This window comes from Streptococcus mitis (assembly GCF_001579045.1).
Lineage (GTDB): Bacteria > Bacillota > Bacilli > Lactobacillales > Streptococcaceae > Streptococcus > Streptococcus mitis_D.
In genome coordinates this window covers 53,388-69,730 of record NZ_KQ970264.1, presented here as the reverse complement: position 1 = coordinate 69,730, position 16,343 = coordinate 53,388, and the positions used below count along the sequence as shown (strand labels likewise).

Annotated in this window: 14 protein-coding genes; 7 read left to right on the top strand and 7 right to left on the bottom strand. The window is 41.8% G+C overall.

Going from position 1 to position 16,343, the window contains the following annotated elements:
• The first annotated feature begins 3 nt into the window (after window positions 1-3).
• The 6 genes from SMIDD28_RS08750 to SMIDD28_RS08720 all read left to right on the top strand — a co-directional run bounded on the left by SMIDD28_RS08750 (window position 4) and on the right by SMIDD28_RS08720 (window position 9,222).
• The gene (locus tag SMIDD28_RS08750) at window positions 4-885 is read left to right on the top strand and encodes a DivIVA domain-containing protein (RefSeq protein WP_061425636.1); all 882 of its coding nucleotides are present in this window, start codon (window positions 4-6) and stop codon (window positions 883-885) included.
• Window positions 886-1,137: 252 nt separating this feature from the next.
• Window positions 1,138-3,930 (top strand): isoleucine--tRNA ligase, encoded by a 2,793-nt coding sequence (ileS, locus tag SMIDD28_RS08740; RefSeq protein WP_061425635.1) that lies wholly within the window; start codon window positions 1,138-1,140, stop codon window positions 3,928-3,930.
• Between the two features lie 548 nt (window positions 3,931-4,478).
• Window positions 4,479-4,877, top strand: a complete 399-nt coding sequence (locus SMIDD28_RS08735; RefSeq protein ID WP_061425634.1) for a hypothetical protein — start codon at window positions 4,479-4,481, stop codon at window positions 4,875-4,877.
• 130 nt (window positions 4,878-5,007) lie between these two features.
• Entirely contained in the window at window positions 5,008-5,700 is a 693-nt protein-coding gene (locus tag SMIDD28_RS08730) for a phosphoglycerate mutase (RefSeq protein WP_000240129.1), read from the top strand.
• Window positions 5,701-5,810: 110 nt separating this feature from the next.
• The gene (locus SMIDD28_RS08725; RefSeq protein WP_061425633.1) at window positions 5,811-6,512 is read left to right on the top strand and encodes an ABC transporter ATP-binding protein; all 702 of its coding nucleotides are present in this window, start codon (window positions 5,811-5,813) and stop codon (window positions 6,510-6,512) included.
• A 1-nt stretch (window position 6,513) separates the two neighbouring features.
• Window positions 6,514-9,222, top strand: a complete 2,709-nt coding sequence (locus SMIDD28_RS08720) for an ABC transporter permease (RefSeq protein WP_061425632.1) — start codon at window positions 6,514-6,516, stop codon at window positions 9,220-9,222.
• 198 nt (window positions 9,223-9,420) lie between these two features.
• Here SMIDD28_RS08720 and tpx read toward each other — a convergent pair whose 3' ends face one another.
• The 4 genes from tpx to SMIDD28_RS08700 form a co-directional block, all read right to left on the bottom strand.
• Window positions 9,421-9,912, bottom strand: coding sequence for a thiol peroxidase (gene tpx / locus SMIDD28_RS08715; protein WP_000256026.1), 492 nt, complete (start codon window positions 9,910-9,912; stop codon window positions 9,421-9,423).
• Window positions 9,913-10,034: 122 nt separating this feature from the next.
• Window positions 10,035-10,964, bottom strand: a complete 930-nt coding sequence (gene psaA / locus SMIDD28_RS08710; protein WP_061425631.1) for a metal ABC transporter substrate-binding lipoprotein/adhesin PsaA — start codon at window positions 10,962-10,964, stop codon at window positions 10,035-10,037.
• Window positions 10,965-10,995: 31 nt separating this feature from the next.
• The gene (locus SMIDD28_RS08705; RefSeq protein WP_061425630.1) at window positions 10,996-11,844 is read right to left on the bottom strand and encodes a metal ABC transporter permease; all 849 of its coding nucleotides are present in this window, start codon (window positions 11,842-11,844) and stop codon (window positions 10,996-10,998) included.
• Window positions 11,841-12,563: a metal ABC transporter ATP-binding protein gene (locus tag SMIDD28_RS08700; RefSeq protein ID WP_050256834.1), complete on the bottom strand. Its 723-nt coding sequence runs from the start codon at window positions 12,561-12,563 to the stop codon at window positions 11,841-11,843. The genes SMIDD28_RS08705 and SMIDD28_RS08700 overlap by 4 nt, the downstream gene beginning before the upstream one ends.
• A gap of 176 nt (window positions 12,564-12,739) precedes the next feature.
• On the opposite strand from SMIDD28_RS08700, the gene pepO reads away from it, so the two are divergent.
• The gene (pepO, locus tag SMIDD28_RS08695) at window positions 12,740-14,632 is read left to right on the top strand and encodes an endopeptidase PepO (protein WP_061425735.1); all 1,893 of its coding nucleotides are present in this window, start codon (window positions 12,740-12,742) and stop codon (window positions 14,630-14,632) included.
• A 126-nt stretch (window positions 14,633-14,758) separates the two neighbouring features.
• On the opposite strand, the gene SMIDD28_RS08690 is transcribed toward pepO, so the two are convergent.
• The 3 genes from SMIDD28_RS08690 to SMIDD28_RS08680 all read right to left on the bottom strand — a co-directional run bounded on the left by SMIDD28_RS08690 (window position 14,759) and on the right by SMIDD28_RS08680 (window position 16,140).
• Window positions 14,759-15,388 carry an MBL fold metallo-hydrolase gene (locus tag SMIDD28_RS08690; RefSeq protein WP_061425629.1) on the bottom strand — a complete coding sequence of 210 codons (630 nt, stop codon included), beginning with the start codon at window positions 15,386-15,388 and terminating at the stop codon, window positions 14,759-14,761.
• A gap of 124 nt (window positions 15,389-15,512) precedes the next feature.
• Window positions 15,513-15,722 carry a hypothetical protein gene (locus SMIDD28_RS08685; protein WP_322108953.1) on the bottom strand — a complete coding sequence of 70 codons (210 nt, stop codon included), beginning with the start codon at window positions 15,720-15,722 and terminating at the stop codon, window positions 15,513-15,515.
• A 103-nt stretch (window positions 15,723-15,825) separates the two neighbouring features.
• On the bottom strand, window positions 15,826-16,140 hold the full coding sequence (locus SMIDD28_RS08680; RefSeq protein WP_016397434.1) for a hypothetical protein: 315 nt from the start codon (window positions 16,138-16,140) through the stop codon (window positions 15,826-15,828).
• Window positions 16,141-16,343: the final 203 nt, after the last annotated feature.

Below are 16,343 nucleotides of genomic sequence, written 5' to 3'. Positions count from 1 at the left end.
AGAATGCCAATTACATCATTAGAAATAAAGGACAAGACCTTTGGAACTCGATTCAGAGGTTTTGATCCAGAAGAAGTCGATGAATTTTTAGATATTGTGGTTCGTGATTACGAAGATCTTGTGCGTGCGAATCATGATAAAGATTTGCGTATTAAGAGTTTAGAAGAGCGTTTGTCTTACTTTGACGAAATGAAAGATTCATTGAGCCAGTCTGTATTGATTGCCCAGGATACAGCTGAGAGAGTGAAACAGGCGGCGCATGAACGTTCAAACAATATCATTCACCAAGCAGAGCAAGATGCCCAACGCTTGTTGGAAGAAGCTAAATATAAGGCAAACGAGATTCTTCGTCAAGCAACAGACAATGCTAAGAAAGTTGCTGTTGAAACAGAAGAATTGAAGAACAAGAGCCGTGTCTTCCACCAACGTCTCAAATCTACAATTGAGAGTCAGTTGGCTATTGTTGAATCTTCAGATTGGGAAGATATTCTCCGTCCAACAGCTACTTATCTTCAAACAAGTGATGAAGCCTTTAAAGAAGTTGTTAGCGAAGTACTTGGAGAACCGATTCCAGCACCAATTGAGGAAGAACCAATTGATATGACACGTCAGTTCTCTCAAGCAGAAATGGCAGAGTTACAGGCTCGTATTGAGGCAGCCAATAAAGAATTGGCTGAATTTGAAGCTCAGGCTAAACAGGAAGTGGAAAATCCAACTCCTGTAGTGAGTCCTCAAATTGAAGAAGAACCTGCTCAACCAGTTGGTCCAATGTATGAAGAACCAGAAGTAGCTCCAGTGCATCCGACAGGTCCAACACCAGCTACTGAAGCTGTAAACTCAGAACCAGGTTTTGCGGCTCCGCAAGAATCTGTTACAATTTTATAAGAAATGATCTGAGAACAATATCTTATCCTTATATTTCTAGCGAGCAGGAGATGGTGTGAGTCCTGTAATCCCTATTGATAAGATTATCCTCTCAAACAATCAAGTCTGAATGGAGTAAGATTTGACGTTCCCCACGTTACGGGATAAGAGGGAGAAAGACTAGATCTTTTTCCGAATAAAGGTGGTACCACGATTTTCGTCCTTTTTGGCAGTCGTGGTTTTTAATTTGTTATTATTTATAAAGGAGATACCATGAAACTCAAAGATACTCTTAACCTTGGGAAAACAGCTTTCCCAATGCGTGCAGGCCTTCCTACCAAAGAGCCAGTTTGGCAAAAGGAATGGGAAGATGCAAAACTTTACCAACGTCGTCAAGAATTGAACCAAGGAAAACCTCATTTCACCTTGCATGATGGCCCTCCATACGCGAACGGAAATATCCACGTTGGACACGCTATGAACAAGATTTCAAAAGATATCATTGTTCGTTCCAAATCTATGTCAGGTTTTTACGCACCATTTATCCCGGGTTGGGACACTCATGGTCTGCCAATCGAGCAAGTTTTGGCAAAACAAGGTGTCAAACGTAAAGAAATGGACTTGGTTGAGTACTTGAAACTCTGCCGTGAATACGCTCTTTCTCAAGTAGATAAACAACGTGAAGACTTTAAACGTTTGGGGGTTTCTGGTGACTGGGAAAATCCATATGTGACCTTGACTCCTGACTATGAGGCAGCTCAAATCCGTGTATTTGGTGAGATGGCTAATAAAGGTTATATCTACCGTGGTGCAAAACCAGTTTACTGGTCTTGGTCATCTGAGTCTGCCCTTGCTGAAGCAGAGATTGAATACCATGATTTGGTTTCGACTTCCCTTTATTATGCCAACAAGGTAAAAGATGGCAAAGGTGTTCTAGATACAGAGACTTATATCGTAGTCTGGACAACAACTCCATTTACTATCACAGCTTCTCGTGGTTTGACTGTTGGAGCGGATATTGATTACGTCTTGGTTCAACCTGCTGGTGAAGCTCGTAAGTTTGTGGTTGCGGCAGAATTATTGACTAGCTTATCTGAGAAATTTGGTTGGGCTGATGCTCAAGTTTTGGCAACTTACCGTGGTCAAGAATTGAACCACATCGTAACAGAACACCCATGGGATACAGCTGTAGATGAGTTGGTTATCCTTGGTGACCACGTTACCACTGACTCTGGTACAGGTATCGTCCATACAGCCCCTGGTTTTGGTGAGGACGACTACAATGTTGGTATTGCTAATGGTCTTGAAGTCGCAGTGACTGTTGACGAACGTGGTATCATGATGAAGAATGCTGGTCCTGAGTTTGAAGGTCAATTCTATGATAAGGTTGTCCCAACTGTTATTGAAAAACTTGGTAACCTCCTTCTTGCCCAAGAAGAAATTTCTCACTCATACCCATTTGACTGGCGTACTAAGAAACCAATCATCTGGCGTGCAGTACCACAGTGGTTTGCCTCAGTTTCTAAATTCCGCCAAGAAATCTTGGACGAAATTGAAAAAGTGAAATTCCACTCAGAATGGGGTAAAGTCCGTCTTTACAATATGATTCGTGACCGTGGCGACTGGGTTATCTCTCGTCAACGTGCTTGGGGTGTTCCGCTTCCTATCTTCTACGCTGAAGATGGTACAGCGATCATGACTGCTGAAACGATTGAACACGTGGCTCAACTCTTTGAGGAACATGGTTCAAGCATTTGGTGGGAACGTGATGCCAAAGACCTCTTACCAGAAGGATTTACTCATCCAGGTTCACCAAATGGCGAGTTCAAAAAAGAAACTGATATCATGGACGTTTGGTTTGACTCAGGTTCATCATGGAATGGGGTTGTTGTAAACCGTCCTGAGTTGACTTACCCAGCAGATCTTTACCTAGAAGGTTCAGACCAATACCGTGGTTGGTTTAACTCATCACTCATCACATCTGTTGCCAATCATGGCGTAGCACCTTACAAACAAATCTTGTCACAAGGTTTTGCCCTTGATGGTAAAGGTGAGAAGATGTCTAAATCTCTTGGGAATACCATTGCTCCAAGCGATGTTGAAAAACAATTCGGTGCTGAAATCTTGCGTCTTTGGGTAACAAGTGTAGACTCAAGCAATGACGTACGTATCTCTATGGATATCTTGAGCCAAGTCTCTGAAACTTACCGTAAGATTCGTAACACCCTTCGTTTCTTGATTGCCAATACATCTGACTTTAACCCAACTCAAGATGTAGTCGCTTACGATGAGCTTCGTTCAGTTGATAAGTACATGACGATTCGCTTTAACCAGCTTGTCAAGACCATTCGTGATGCCTATGCCAACTTTGAATTCTTGACAATCTACAAGGCCTTGGTGAACTTTATCAACGTTGACTTGTCAGCCTTCTACCTTGATTTTGCTAAAGATGTTGTTTACATCGAAGGTGCCAAATCATTGGAACGCCGTCAAATGCAGACTGTTTTCTATGACATTCTTGTCAAAATCACCAAACTCTTGACACCAATCCTTCCTCACACTGCGGAAGAAATCTGGTCATATCTAGAGTTTGAAGTCGAAGACTTCGTTCAATTGTCAGAATTGCCAGAAGCAGAGACATTTGCTAATCAAGAAGAAATCTTGGATACATGGGCAGCCTTCATGGACTTCCGTGGACAAGCTCAAAAAGCCTTGGAAGAAGCGCGTAATGCCAAAGTTATCGGTAAATCACTTGAAGCACACTTGACAGTTTATCCAAATGAAGTTGTGAAAACTTTACTCGAAGCAGTGAACAGCAATGTGGCTCAACTTTTGATCGTGTCAGAATTGACCATCGCAGAAGGACCTGCTCCAGAAGCTGCCGTTAGCTTTGAAGATGTCGCCTTCACTGTTGAACGCGCTGCAGGTGATGTATGTGACCGTTGCCGTCGCATCGACCCAACAACAGCAGAACGCAGCTACCAGGCAGTCATCTGTGACCACTGTGCAAGCATCGTAGAAGAAAACTTTGCGGCCGCAGTCGCAGAAGGATTTGAAGAGAAATAAGATTGAAAAGTCTAGGGAAAACTCAATTTGAGAATAAAAGACAACTAATCTTATAGTCTATAAAACGCATTGTATCAAGTTTTTGAACACCTGATACGATGCGTTTTTTATTTTTAAAATTTGCAAGGTGTGACTTTGTATACTCATACTCAATGAAAATCAAAAAGCAAACTAGGAAGCTAGCTGCAGGCTGCTCAAAACACTGTTTTGAGGTTGTAGATAAGACTGACGAAGTCAGTCACATATATATGACAAGGGGACGCTGACGTGGTTTGAAGAGATTTTCGAAGAGTATCAACAAGAATCAAAGAGAAAGGTAGCAAATTAATAGCAGTAAGATAAAATACGAATTTGATATTAGGGATAAGATTGGTAAATTGTGTCATATTTTTATAATAATAAATTTGCACAGTTGCTTTTGATTTCTGAAAAGTATGATATTTTATTTCATATTATGCAAGTTTTTATTTTACAATTCCAGAAAATGCTTTTTTTTAAGCAAATATGATACAATCTTATTTGAAAAAAATAAAAAAGGAGATTTTATTATGAAATCAAAAGCGTTAGCGCTTTATAGTGGTATTGTAGGTTTAGTAGGCGGACTCTACTTACTTATTGCTCCGTTTCTTTTACTAGCAGCAGTTGTGAGTACAGCTGCCACAGCAACAGCTACCCAGAGTCCTGAATTAACTGCATCTACAACAGTTGCAGGAGTTGCAGGAGTTTTACTTCCAACTGTTTTAAAAATTGCTATTTTAGTTTTAGGAATTGTTGCGATTGTATACTATAAGGGAGAAAGTCGTGTTGGTTCGGCTCCTTCTGTTCTTCTGATTGTAGGCGGTGCGGTAGGCTTGATTCCGGCATTAGGATGGGTAGGAGGAATCCTAGCAATTATCGGTGGTTCACTATTTTTAGGAAGTCTCAAAAAATTCAAAGTTGAAGGATAAAAAATAAGGAAAAGGATTGCCAAACAGTCCTTTCCTTTTTGGTTTTGACTAGCTTTTTTGTGAAAAATTGTGTAAAATAGAATAGATAAACGAGGGGAAACCTCGGAAAATTTAAAGGAGAATCCATCTAATGGTAAAATTGGTTTTTGCTCGCCACGGTGAGTCTGAATGGAACAAAGCTAACCTTTTCACTGGTTGGGCTGATGTTGATTTGTCTGAAAAAGGTACACAACAAGCGATTGACGCTGGTAAATTGATTAAAGAAGCTGGTATCGAATTTGACCAAGCTTACACTTCAGTATTGAAACGTGCTATCAAAACAACTAACTTGGCTCTTGAAGCTTCTGACCAATTGTGGGTTCCAGTTGAAAAATCATGGCGCTTGAACGAACGTCACTACGGTGGTTTGACTGGTAAAAACAAAGCTGAAGCTGCTGAACAATTTGGTGATGAGCAAGTTCACATCTGGCGTCGTTCATACGATGTATTGCCTCCAAACATGGACCGTGATGATGAGCACTCAGCTCACACAGACCGTCGTTATGCTTCACTTGACGACTCAGTAATTCCAGATGCTGAAAACTTGAAAGTGACTTTGGAACGTGCCCTTCCTTTCTGGGAAGATAAAATCGCTCCAGCTCTTAAAGATGGTAAAAACGTATTCGTAGGAGCTCACGGTAACTCAATCCGTGCCCTTGTAAAACACATCAAAGGTTTGTCAGACGACGAAATCATGGACGTGGAAATCCCTAACTTCCCACCATTGGTATTCGAATTCGACGAAAAATTGAATGTAGTTTCTGAATACTACCTTGGAAAATAAAAAATTGTAAGTCTAGAATTGATTTCTAGGCTTTTTGTTTTTGTTCCCAGTTTCCAATGGCTTGAAAAAGCGATATAATGATAGTGAATATGAAAGAAAGAGAAACTGATATGGCTTATATTGAGATGAAACACTGTTACAAGCGTTATCAGGTTGGGGACACGGAGATTGTGGCCAATCGTGATGTGAATTTTGAGATCGAAAAGGGTGAATTGGTTATTATTCTAGGTGCGTCTGGTGCAGGCAAGTCAACGGTTCTTAACCTTCTTGGGGGAATGGATACCAATGATGAGGGGGAAATCTGGATTGATGGTGCCAATATTGCAGATTATAGTTCCCACCAGCGAACCAATTACCGCCGCAATGATGTCGGTTTTGTTTTTCAGTTTTATAATCTAGTGTCCAATCTGACAGCTAAGGAAAATGTGGAATTGGCTTCGGAAATCGTGACAGATGCCTTGAATCCTGAGCAAGTCTTGACAGATGTAGGTCTGGTTCATCGTCTCAATAACTTTCTAGCCCAGCTGTCTGGAGGGGAGCAACAGCGAGTCTCCATTGCACGCGCGGTAGCCAAAAATCCTAAAATTCTCCTTTGTGACGAACCGACTGGAGCCTTGGATTATCAGACGGGCAAGCAGGTTTTGAAAATCCTCCAAGATATGTCTCGTCAAAAGGGAGCGACGGTGATCATCGTGACTCATAATGGAGCTTTGGCGCCCATTGCTGATCGTGTGATTCATATGCACGATGCCAGTGTCAAGGATGTGGTGATCAACCAGCATCCTCAGGATATCGACAGTTTGGAGTACTAGCATGATCAAGCGAAAAACCTATTGGAAGGACTTAATTCAGTCCTTTACAGGCTCCAAGGGGCGTTTTTTATCCATCTTGACCCTGATGATGTTGGGATCTTTAGCCCTAGTAGGTCTCAAAGTAACTAGCCCCAATATGGAGGCGACCGCTAATGCTTATTTAACAACTGCTCAAACCTTGGATTTGGCAATCATGTCTAACTATGGCTTGGATCAAGCAGATCAAGAAGAACTAGAACAGATAGAGGGCGCAGAGGTCGAGTTTGGCTATTTGACAGATGTGACTATGGAGAATGGGCAGGACGCCATTCGGCTGTACTCCAAACCAGAGCGAATTTCAACCTTTCAGCTAAGAGAGGGACGTTTTCCTCAGTCAGATAAGGAAATTGCTTTGGCCACTCATTTGCAAGGCCGATACAGCGTGGGACAGGAGATTAGTTTTAAAGAAAAAGAAGAGAGTCATTCCTCTTTAAAAGACCATACTTATACCATTACTGGTTTTGTGGATTCAGCTGAAATCCTCTCCCAGCGAGATATGGGCTACGCAGCAAGTGGAAGTGGGACTCTGACAGCCTATGGGGTGATTTTACATAGTCAGTTTGATCAGAAAGTCTACAATATAGCACGCTTAAAATATCAAGATTTAGCAGGTTTAAATGCTTTCTCAGAAGCTTATGAAGAAAAATCCAAGCAACATCAGGAAGACCTTGAACAAGCTTTGTCAGATAATGGCAAGGCACGTCTGCAACTCTTGAGAAAAGAAGGACAAGAGTCTCTAGACAAAGGCCAAGAAACCCTTGATAAGGCTGAGACTAATCTGCAGGAAGGCAAGCGTCGTTTAGCAGCTGCTCAAGCTCGTTTACAGGCTCAGGAAAGTCAACTAGCCTTGCTTCCTCAAGCCCAGAGAGAGCAGGCCAGTGCTCAACTTACCCAAGCCAAGCAGGAATTGAGCAAGGAAGAGGACAAACTAAAGCAGGCTGAACAAAATTTAGCCCAAGAAAAGGAAAAACTAGAAAAACATCAGCAAGCCTTGGATGATTTGGCTGAGCCCAAGTATCAAGTCTATAATCGTCAGACCATGCCTGGCGGTCAAGGCTACCTCATGTATAGTAATGCTTCAGCCAGTATTCGGGCAGTGGGCAATATCTTTCCTGTAGTGCTTTATGCCGTAGCAGCCATGGTCACCTTTACCACCATGACTCGTTTTGTGGATGAAGAGCGAACTCATGCAGGGATTTTTAAGGCCTTGGGCTATCGCAGTAAGGATATTATCGCCAAATTTCTCCTTTACGGTCTAGTAGCTGGGACTGTCGGAACAGCTCTAGGTAGTATACTTGGCCATTATTTGCTAGCCGGTGTGATTTCAAGTGTCATTACAAAAGGCATGGTGGTGGGAGAAACCCAGATTCAGTTCTATTGGACCTATAGCTTACTGGCTCTTGTCTTGAGTTGGTTGGCGAGTGTGTTACCAGCCTACTTGGTAGCTCGTAGGGAACTTCATGATGAAGCAGCCCAGCTTTTACTGCCTAAACCTCCTGTTAAAGGAGCTAAAATCTTACTAGAGCGCATCAGTTTTATCTGGCGCCGTCTCAGTTTTACTCATAAGGTAACTGCTCGCAATATCTTCCGTTATAAGCAGCGGATGTTGATGACAATCTTTGGTGTGGCAGGTTCTGTAGCCCTGCTCTTTGCAGGTTTGGGAATCCAATCCTCTGTAGCAGGAGTTCCGTCTAGACAGTTTCAACAAATCCAACAGTATCAAATGATTGTCTCTGAAAATCCTAGTGCGACCAATCAGGACAAGGCAAATCTAGAAGAAGTGTTGAAAGGGCAGGATATCCAAGCCTATCAGAAAATCTATTCACAAACGCTAGACAAGGATTTCAAAGGTAAGGCTGGTCTTCAAACCATTACCCTTATGATGGCAGAGAAGGAAGATTTGACTCCCTTTATTCATCTGCAACATCATCAGCAGGAGCTGACATTAGAAGATGGCGTCGTTATTACAGCTAAACTCGCCCAGTTGGCAGGTGTAAAGGTTGGGCAGACTCTAGAAGTTGAAGGTAAGGAACTAACGGTCGCTGCTATTACTGAGAACTACGTTGGTCACTTTATTTATATGAGTCAGGCTAGCTATGAGCAACTTTACGGACAGCTACCCCAAGCCAACACTTATTTGGTCTCGTTAAGGGATACCAGTGCTACTAGTATCGAAAGACAGGCTGGCTTACTTATGAATCAATCTGCGGTGTCCAGTGTTGTCCAGAATGCTTCAGCCATTCGGCTCTTTGACTCCGTCGCTAGTTCACTCAATCAGACCATGACCATCTTGGTCATCGTATCGGTTCTGTTGGCTATTGTTATCCTCTACAATCTGACCAATATCAATGTGGCTGAGAGAATCCGTGAACTCTCCACTATCAAAGTTCTCGGTTTTCATAATAATGAAGTCACTCTATACATTTACCGTGAGACGATTGTGCTGTCCCTTGTGGGAATCGTACTTGGTCTGGTATCTGGTTTCTATTTACATCAATTTTTGATTAAAATGATTTCGCCTGCGACCATTCTCTTTTATCCGCAGGTAGGTTGGGAAGTCTACGTAATCCCAGTAGCAGCAGTAAGCATCATTTTGACCTTGCTTGGTTTCTTCGTCAATCATCACCTGAGAAAGGTCGATATGCTTGAAGCCTTGAAATCTGTAGAGTAATACTCAATGAAAATCAAAGAGCAAACTAGGAAGCTAGTCGCAGGTTGCTCAAAGCACCGCTTTGAGGTTGCAGATAAATCTGACGTGGTTTGAAGAGATATAAGGTAGTTGTTTTTATCTGATTGAACTTATATTTACTCGTAAGCAAAAATCCTCCGTTTCAAAGAGTAGGGAACTCTTTGTGACAGAGGATTTTTTCTATAGGGCTTTAGCAGCTGCAATTGCAGCTTCGAAGTTTGGTTCAGAGTTGATATTGTCCACGTATTCAACGTAGCGAATCGTATTGTCAGTATCGAGGACAAAGACTGCGCGTGCCAATAGGTGCCACTCATTGATTAAGAGAGCGTAATCACGTCCAAAGGAATGGTCGAAATAGTCTGAGAGCATGATGGCATTTTCAATACCTTCAGCACCGCACCAACGTTTTTGGGCAAAAGGGAGGTCCATGGAAACAGTCAAGACAACCGTATTATCCAGCCCAGCCAGTTCTTCATTAAAACGACGCGTTTGAGTTGAGCAGATACCTGTATCGATAGAAGGCACGACACTCAAGACTTTTTTCTTGCCATCAAAATCAGCCAGAGATTTTTTAGAAAGGTCTGTTGTAGTGAGTGAAAAATCAAGTGCCTTGTCGCCGACTTGTAGTTGTTTACCTGTAAAGCTTACAGGATTTCCGAGAAAAGTTACCATAGGATACTCCAATCTTTTTTCTTCCATTTTAGCTGAAACAGCCGGAATTTTCCAATGATTTGACCGGAAATATGAGCATAGAAAAAACGCCATCTCATGTGAGAATGACGTTTTTCAGAGTATTATTTTGCCAATCCTTCAGCAATCTTGTCAAGGTTGTATTTCATCATGTTGTAGTAGCTGTCGCCTTCTTTACCTTGTTCTGCGATAGAGTCAGTAAAGATTTGTGCGTAGATTGGGATGTTTGTGTCTTGTGAAACAGTCTTCATTGGACGGTCATCCACACTTGATTCTACAAAGAGTGAAGGAGTTTTTGTTTGGCGAAGTTTTTCAACCAAGGTCTTGATTTGGTCAGGTGTTCCTTCTTCTTCAGTATTGATTTCCCAGATATAGGCACTTGGGACACCGTAGGCTTTAGAGAAGTATTTGAAGCATCCTTCGCTGGTTACAATGAGTTTTTTCTCAGCAGGGATGTTGTTAAATTTCTCCTTAGCTTCCTTGTCAAGTTTGTCTAGCTTATCAGTATATTCTTTGAGATTTTTTTCGTAGAATTCCTTGTTGCTAGGGTCTTTAGCGCTCAATTGTTTTGCGATATTCTTAGCAAAGATCATACCATTTTCAAGGTTAAGCCAAGCGTGTGGGTCTTCTTTACCTTTTTCGTTTTGGCCTTCAAGGTAGATAACATCAACGCCTTCGCTGACTGCAAAGTAGTCTTTGTTTTCAGTTTTCTTGGCATTTTCTACCAATTTGCTAAACCAAGCATTGCCACCTGTTTCAAGGTTGATGCCGTTATAGAAAATGAGGTCTGCTTCAGAAGTTTTCTTGACATCTTCAGGAAGTGGTTCGTATTCGTGTGGGTCTTGACCAACAGGAACGATACTGTGAAGATCAATCTTGTCACCAGCAATATTTTTAGTAATATCAGCGATGATTGAGTTTGTAGCCACAACTTTTAGTTTATGACCAGAAGCTGCATCTTTTTTTCCACTAGCACATGCTACAAGAGCAATAACGGAAAGAAAGAGAACGAGTAATGTACCTAATTTTTTCATTAGATCCTCCAATTTATTGGGGCTTTGCCCCTTATTTTAACAAATGTTTATTTTTCAGTTTCAAATATCGTTGTTTTGGAGCGATAAAGAAGCTAATGAGAAAGAAACTAGCAGCTGTAAGCACGATACTAGAACCTGCCGCAACGTTAAAGCTATAACCGATAAAGAGTCCCAAAACTGAAGCTATCGCTCCAAAGGTTGAGGAAAGGAAAATCATGCTTTTCAGGCTATTAGCATACAGATAAGCAGTTGCAGCTGGGGTAATCAGCATGGCTACAATCAGGATAGTTCCGACACTTTGCATGGCTGTCACAGACACGAGAGTCAAGAGTACCATGAGAAGGTAGTGATAGAAATTGACAGGCATTCCCATGGCTTTGGCCAAGAGTTCATCAAAGGATGTTATCAAGAGTTGCTTGAAGAAAATCCAGATTAACAAGAGAATGACTGCCCCAACACCCATAGTAATAAACATATCCGTATCTTGGACGGCTAGGATATTACCAAAAAGGATATGGAAAAGGTCAGTTGAACTTTTAGCGACACTAATCAAGATGATACCGAGGGCTAAGAAAGAAGAAAAGGTAATGCCGATGGCGGTATCGCTTTTGATAATCGAGTTCCCTTTGATGTAGGTAATGATGATAGCAGCTAGCAATCCAAAGACAATGGCTCCGATAAAGAAGTCAAGACCCAAGATGAAGGAGAGGGCTACACCTGGTAAGACAGCATGTGAAATGGCATCTCCCATGAGTGACATCCCGCGTAGGATGATGAAGCATCCCACAGCTCCAGCTACGACCCCGACGACAATGGCTGTTATCAAGGCATTTTGTAAGAAATGGAATTTTTGCAATCCATCGATAAATTCTGCAATCATAGGTCACCTCCATTGAAAAATAGTCGATTACCGTAAGCTTCTTTGAGATTGGCTTCGGTAAAGGTTTCTTTGGTCGGACCAAAGGCGATCACTTCTCGATTGACAAGTAAGACTTGATCGAAGTAGTGGGGAACCTTGCTAAGGTCATGGTGAACGATGAGAACCGTCTTCCCAGCTTTTTTCAGATCTCTCAGCGTATTCATGATGATTTCCTCACTGACAGAGTCAATCCCAACAAAGGGTTCATCCAAGAGGATATAGTCGGCTTCCTGTACCAAACATCTGGCAATCAAGACCCGCTGGAATTGACCTCCAGACAGTTGACTGATTTGCCGTTCAGCGTAGTCAGCTAGACCGACGATTTCAAGGGCTTCTTTCACTTTCTTCCAATGTTTAGCCTTTAAACTTCGAAAGAGAGGGATAGAGGGAAAGAGTCCTAACGAGACGCATTCCTTGACCTTGATGGGAAAGTTGTAGTCGATATTGATTTTTTGTTCGACATAGGCAATTCGGTGTAAGGATTTTTTAACTTCCTTGTCATCGAGAAATGCCTGACCTTGATGTGGGATAATTCCCAGCATCCCTTTTAATAATGTTGATTTCCCAGCACCGTTTGGGCCAATGATACCTGTAATTGTCGGTCCATGGAGCGCTAGTGAAATATCCTTAAGTGCCAACGTTTCTTTGTAGGAGACACTAAGGTTTTCGATACGTATCATAAACTTATATTCCTCCTGTCTCTTAATATACCTTAAAAAAAAATTAAGTCAAGTTAATTTTTTAAAAAATTAAAATAATAACTGAAAAATGATGGAAAGAGAAAGTTCATTTTTAATTGCATTCCCAGGTAATTTTTGTTAAGCTAAAAACAAGTACAAATGAAAGCGAGAACAAGATGACACGTTATCAAGATGATTTTTATGATGCAATCAATGGAGAATGGCAGAAGACTGCTGAAATTCCTGCAGATAAGTCTCAAACGGGAGGTTTTGTTGATTTAGACCAGGAAATTGAAGACTTGATGTTGGCGACAACAGACAAGTGGTTGGCAGGTCAAGAGGTGCCTGAGGATGCTATCTTGGCAAACTTTGTCAAATACCACCGTCTAGTTCGTGATTTTGACAAGAGAGAAGCTGACGGTATCACACCTGTCTTACCACTTCTTAAAGAATTCCAAGAATTGGAGACTTTTGCGGATTTTACAGCTAGACTAGCAGAGTTTGAGCTTGCTGGTAAACCAAACTTCCTTCCTTTTGGTGTATCGCCAGACTTTATGGATGCTAGAATCAATGTTTTGTGGGCTAGCGCTCCAAGCACGATCCTGCCAGATACGACTTACTATGCAGAAGACCATCCTCAACGCGAAGAGCTCTTGACTCTTTGGAAAGAAACCAGTGCAAATCTCCTCAAGGCTTATGATTTCTCTGATGCAGAAATTGAAGACTTGCTAGAGAAAAGACTAGAATTGGACCGTCGAGTTGCGACAGTAGTGCTCTCTAATGAAGAAAGTTCAGAATATGCTAAACTCTACCACCCATATGCTTACGAAGATTTCAAGAAATTCGCACCTGCCCTACCTCTGGATGACTTCTTCCAAGCCGTTCTTGGACAAGTGCCAGACAAGGTTATTGTAGACGAAGAACGTTTCTGGCAAACCGCAGACCAATTCTATAGTGAAGAGGCTTGGCCTCTCCTCAAGGCAACCTTAATTTTAAGTGTTGTGAATCTCTCAACCAGCTATTTAACAGAAGAAATCCGTGTCTTGTCAGGTGCCTATAGCCGTGCGCTTTCAGGAGTTCCAGAGGCCAAAGACAAGGTCAAGGCAGCTTATCATCTAGCACAAGAACCTTTCAAACAAGCCTTAGGTCTCTGGTATGCCCATGAAAAATTCTCTCCAGAAGCCAAGGCAGACGTAGAGAAAAAAGTGGCAACTATGATTGATGTCTATAAGGAACGCTTGGCTAAAAATGACTGGCTGACTCCTGAAACTCGTGACAAGGCCATCGTCAAACTCAATGTTATCAAGCCTTACATCGGTTACCCAGAAGAATTGCCAGAACGCTACAAGGACAAGGTAGTGGACGAAACTGTCAGTCTTTTTGACAATGCTCTAGCCTTTGCGCGTGTGGAAATCAAGCACAGTTGGAGCAAGTGGAACCAACCTGTAGACTACAAAGAATGGGGCATGCCTGCTCATATGGTCAACGCCTACTACAATCCACAGAAGAATCTGATTGTCTTTCCAGCAGCCATTTTACAGGCGCCTTTCTATGACTTGCATCAGTCATCTTCTGCTAATTACGGTGGGATTGGGGCGGTTATTGCCCATGAAATTTCCCACGCCTTTGATACCAATGGGGCTTCCTTTGATGAAAATGGTAGCCTCAAGGATTGGTGGACAGAGAGTGACTATGCTGCCTTCAAGGAGAAAACACAAAAAGTCATTGACCAATTTGATGGACAGGATTCTTATGGAGCAACCATTAACGGTAAATTGACTGTATCAGAAAACGTGGCTGACTTGGGAGGAATCGCTGCAGCCCTCGAAGCAGCTAAGAGAGAACCAGACTTCTCAGCAGAAGAATTCTTCTACAACTTCGGTCGCATCTGGCGCATGAAAGGTCGTCCAGAATTTATGAAACTTTTGGCCAGCGTTGATGTACACGCACCAGCCAAACTCCGTGTCAATGTACAAGTACCAAACTTCGATGATTTCTTTACAACCTATGATGTCAAAGAAGGAGACGGTATGTGGCGTTCACCAGAAGAGCGCGTGATTATTTGGTAAGGCAAAGAGACAAGTGATCAGAAAAAGGCATCCAATCAGGTGTGAAAACCTTGATAGGATGCCTTTTATAGTGGAAAGACTGCTGGATAATGCACTTAAAATGCGATAGTCATTGTCACCATCTTGTTAGAAAAAAGGATTGAAAGTTTTTTCGTGAGCGATAGTGGTAGCTGGACCATGTCCTGGATAGACATCATAGTTTGGTAGGGTGAAGAGTTGGGTCTGGATACTATGAAGGAGTTGCTCCATGCTACCAGTCGGAAGGTCGGTCCGTCCGATTGTTTCACGGAACAAAGCATCTCCTGTCAAGACTAGGTGAGCATCAGGAAAGACTAGGGAAACACCACCGATAGAGTGACCTGGTGTTGGCAAGACAGTGAAACGAAATTCCTCTAATTGGTATTCTTCATGAAAGACAAAGGTGTGTTCAGCTGGTTTTGCGATTACATCTGCCATATCATCGTGACGAGGAAGCCCAGAGAGATTATCGACAGGAGTGTAGAGCCAGCTGGCTTCACTCTCTGCGATATAGACAGGAGGATTGCCAAAAGTTTCGCGAACCAAGTCCAGACTCATGATATGGTCATAATGGGCGTGGGTAAGGAGAATGGCACAGATCGGTTTGTTGATCTTCTCGATTGTCTGACGAATGGCTTCCCAATGGCTACCAGGATCGACAACGATGAGGTGCTTTTCGCCTTCTAGGTAATAGGTGTTTTCATAGGCAACAGGATTCACGGTTTTATGGATTTTCATATTAGCTCCAATCTCAAAGAATTTACTAAGATAAGTATAGCACAGTTAGGGAGAATAGGTAAGGATTTAGAATGAATTTAAAAAACCAGCATGACTAGATGAAGACAGGCTGGTTATCAATTTATCAATATTGGAGAGGTGTCAATTGCCCTTCATAGGTTGCATAAACCCCGTCATTAGCTTGTTTGATAGACGTGATGTTTAGAGTACCACCGTAGTTAGCTTCTCGTTTATCGCTATATTCACTATAAGTTATCTTATTGGGCAGGTTCTGGTCGTTAGCATAGTATTGAACGACTGTTTTTTTATAGCCTTGCTGGCTGAATAGAAACAGGCAACTAACTCCTAATACTAGGAGAGCAAAGATAGAAATAGCAGTTTTTTTCATAGGTGTTCTCCTTATAAACTAAAGGATAAAAGAAAGTATCTTGAGGATTTTAATTCCAAAATCCAGTTAAGGTACCAGTGTATGTGACACGAGTTCCACCGTTTGATCTTCGTACACTGTCTATTTCAAGTGTTCCTTTGAAGGTTGAATGGAAACTATCATTATATTCTGAATAGTAGATAGTTGGTGGGATGTAACCATCATCGTTATAGTATTTTGTTACTGTTTTACTATAACGATGAGAATATATACGCTCATAACGAGGACCTTCAAAGTTATTTGTTGTACTAGTTTCAGCAGCAGTGATTGGAACGGTAATAGATAGAGCAGTAGCTCCTAATAGTGTTAGTACAGTTTTTTTCATAGAATACTCCTTTGTAAAACGACGTCATTCAACTATATTGACTTGAATGAAAAGGTGATAAGGATAGGGAGTTAAATTATATTTAGGTTACAATATGGTTTCCGTTCTTCTATCTCTCCTTCTATCACCTAAATAGAAAATCTAACTGTACAATGTATTATAAAAAAATATTTCAGAATTGTCAAGCAATTCTGAAATATTTT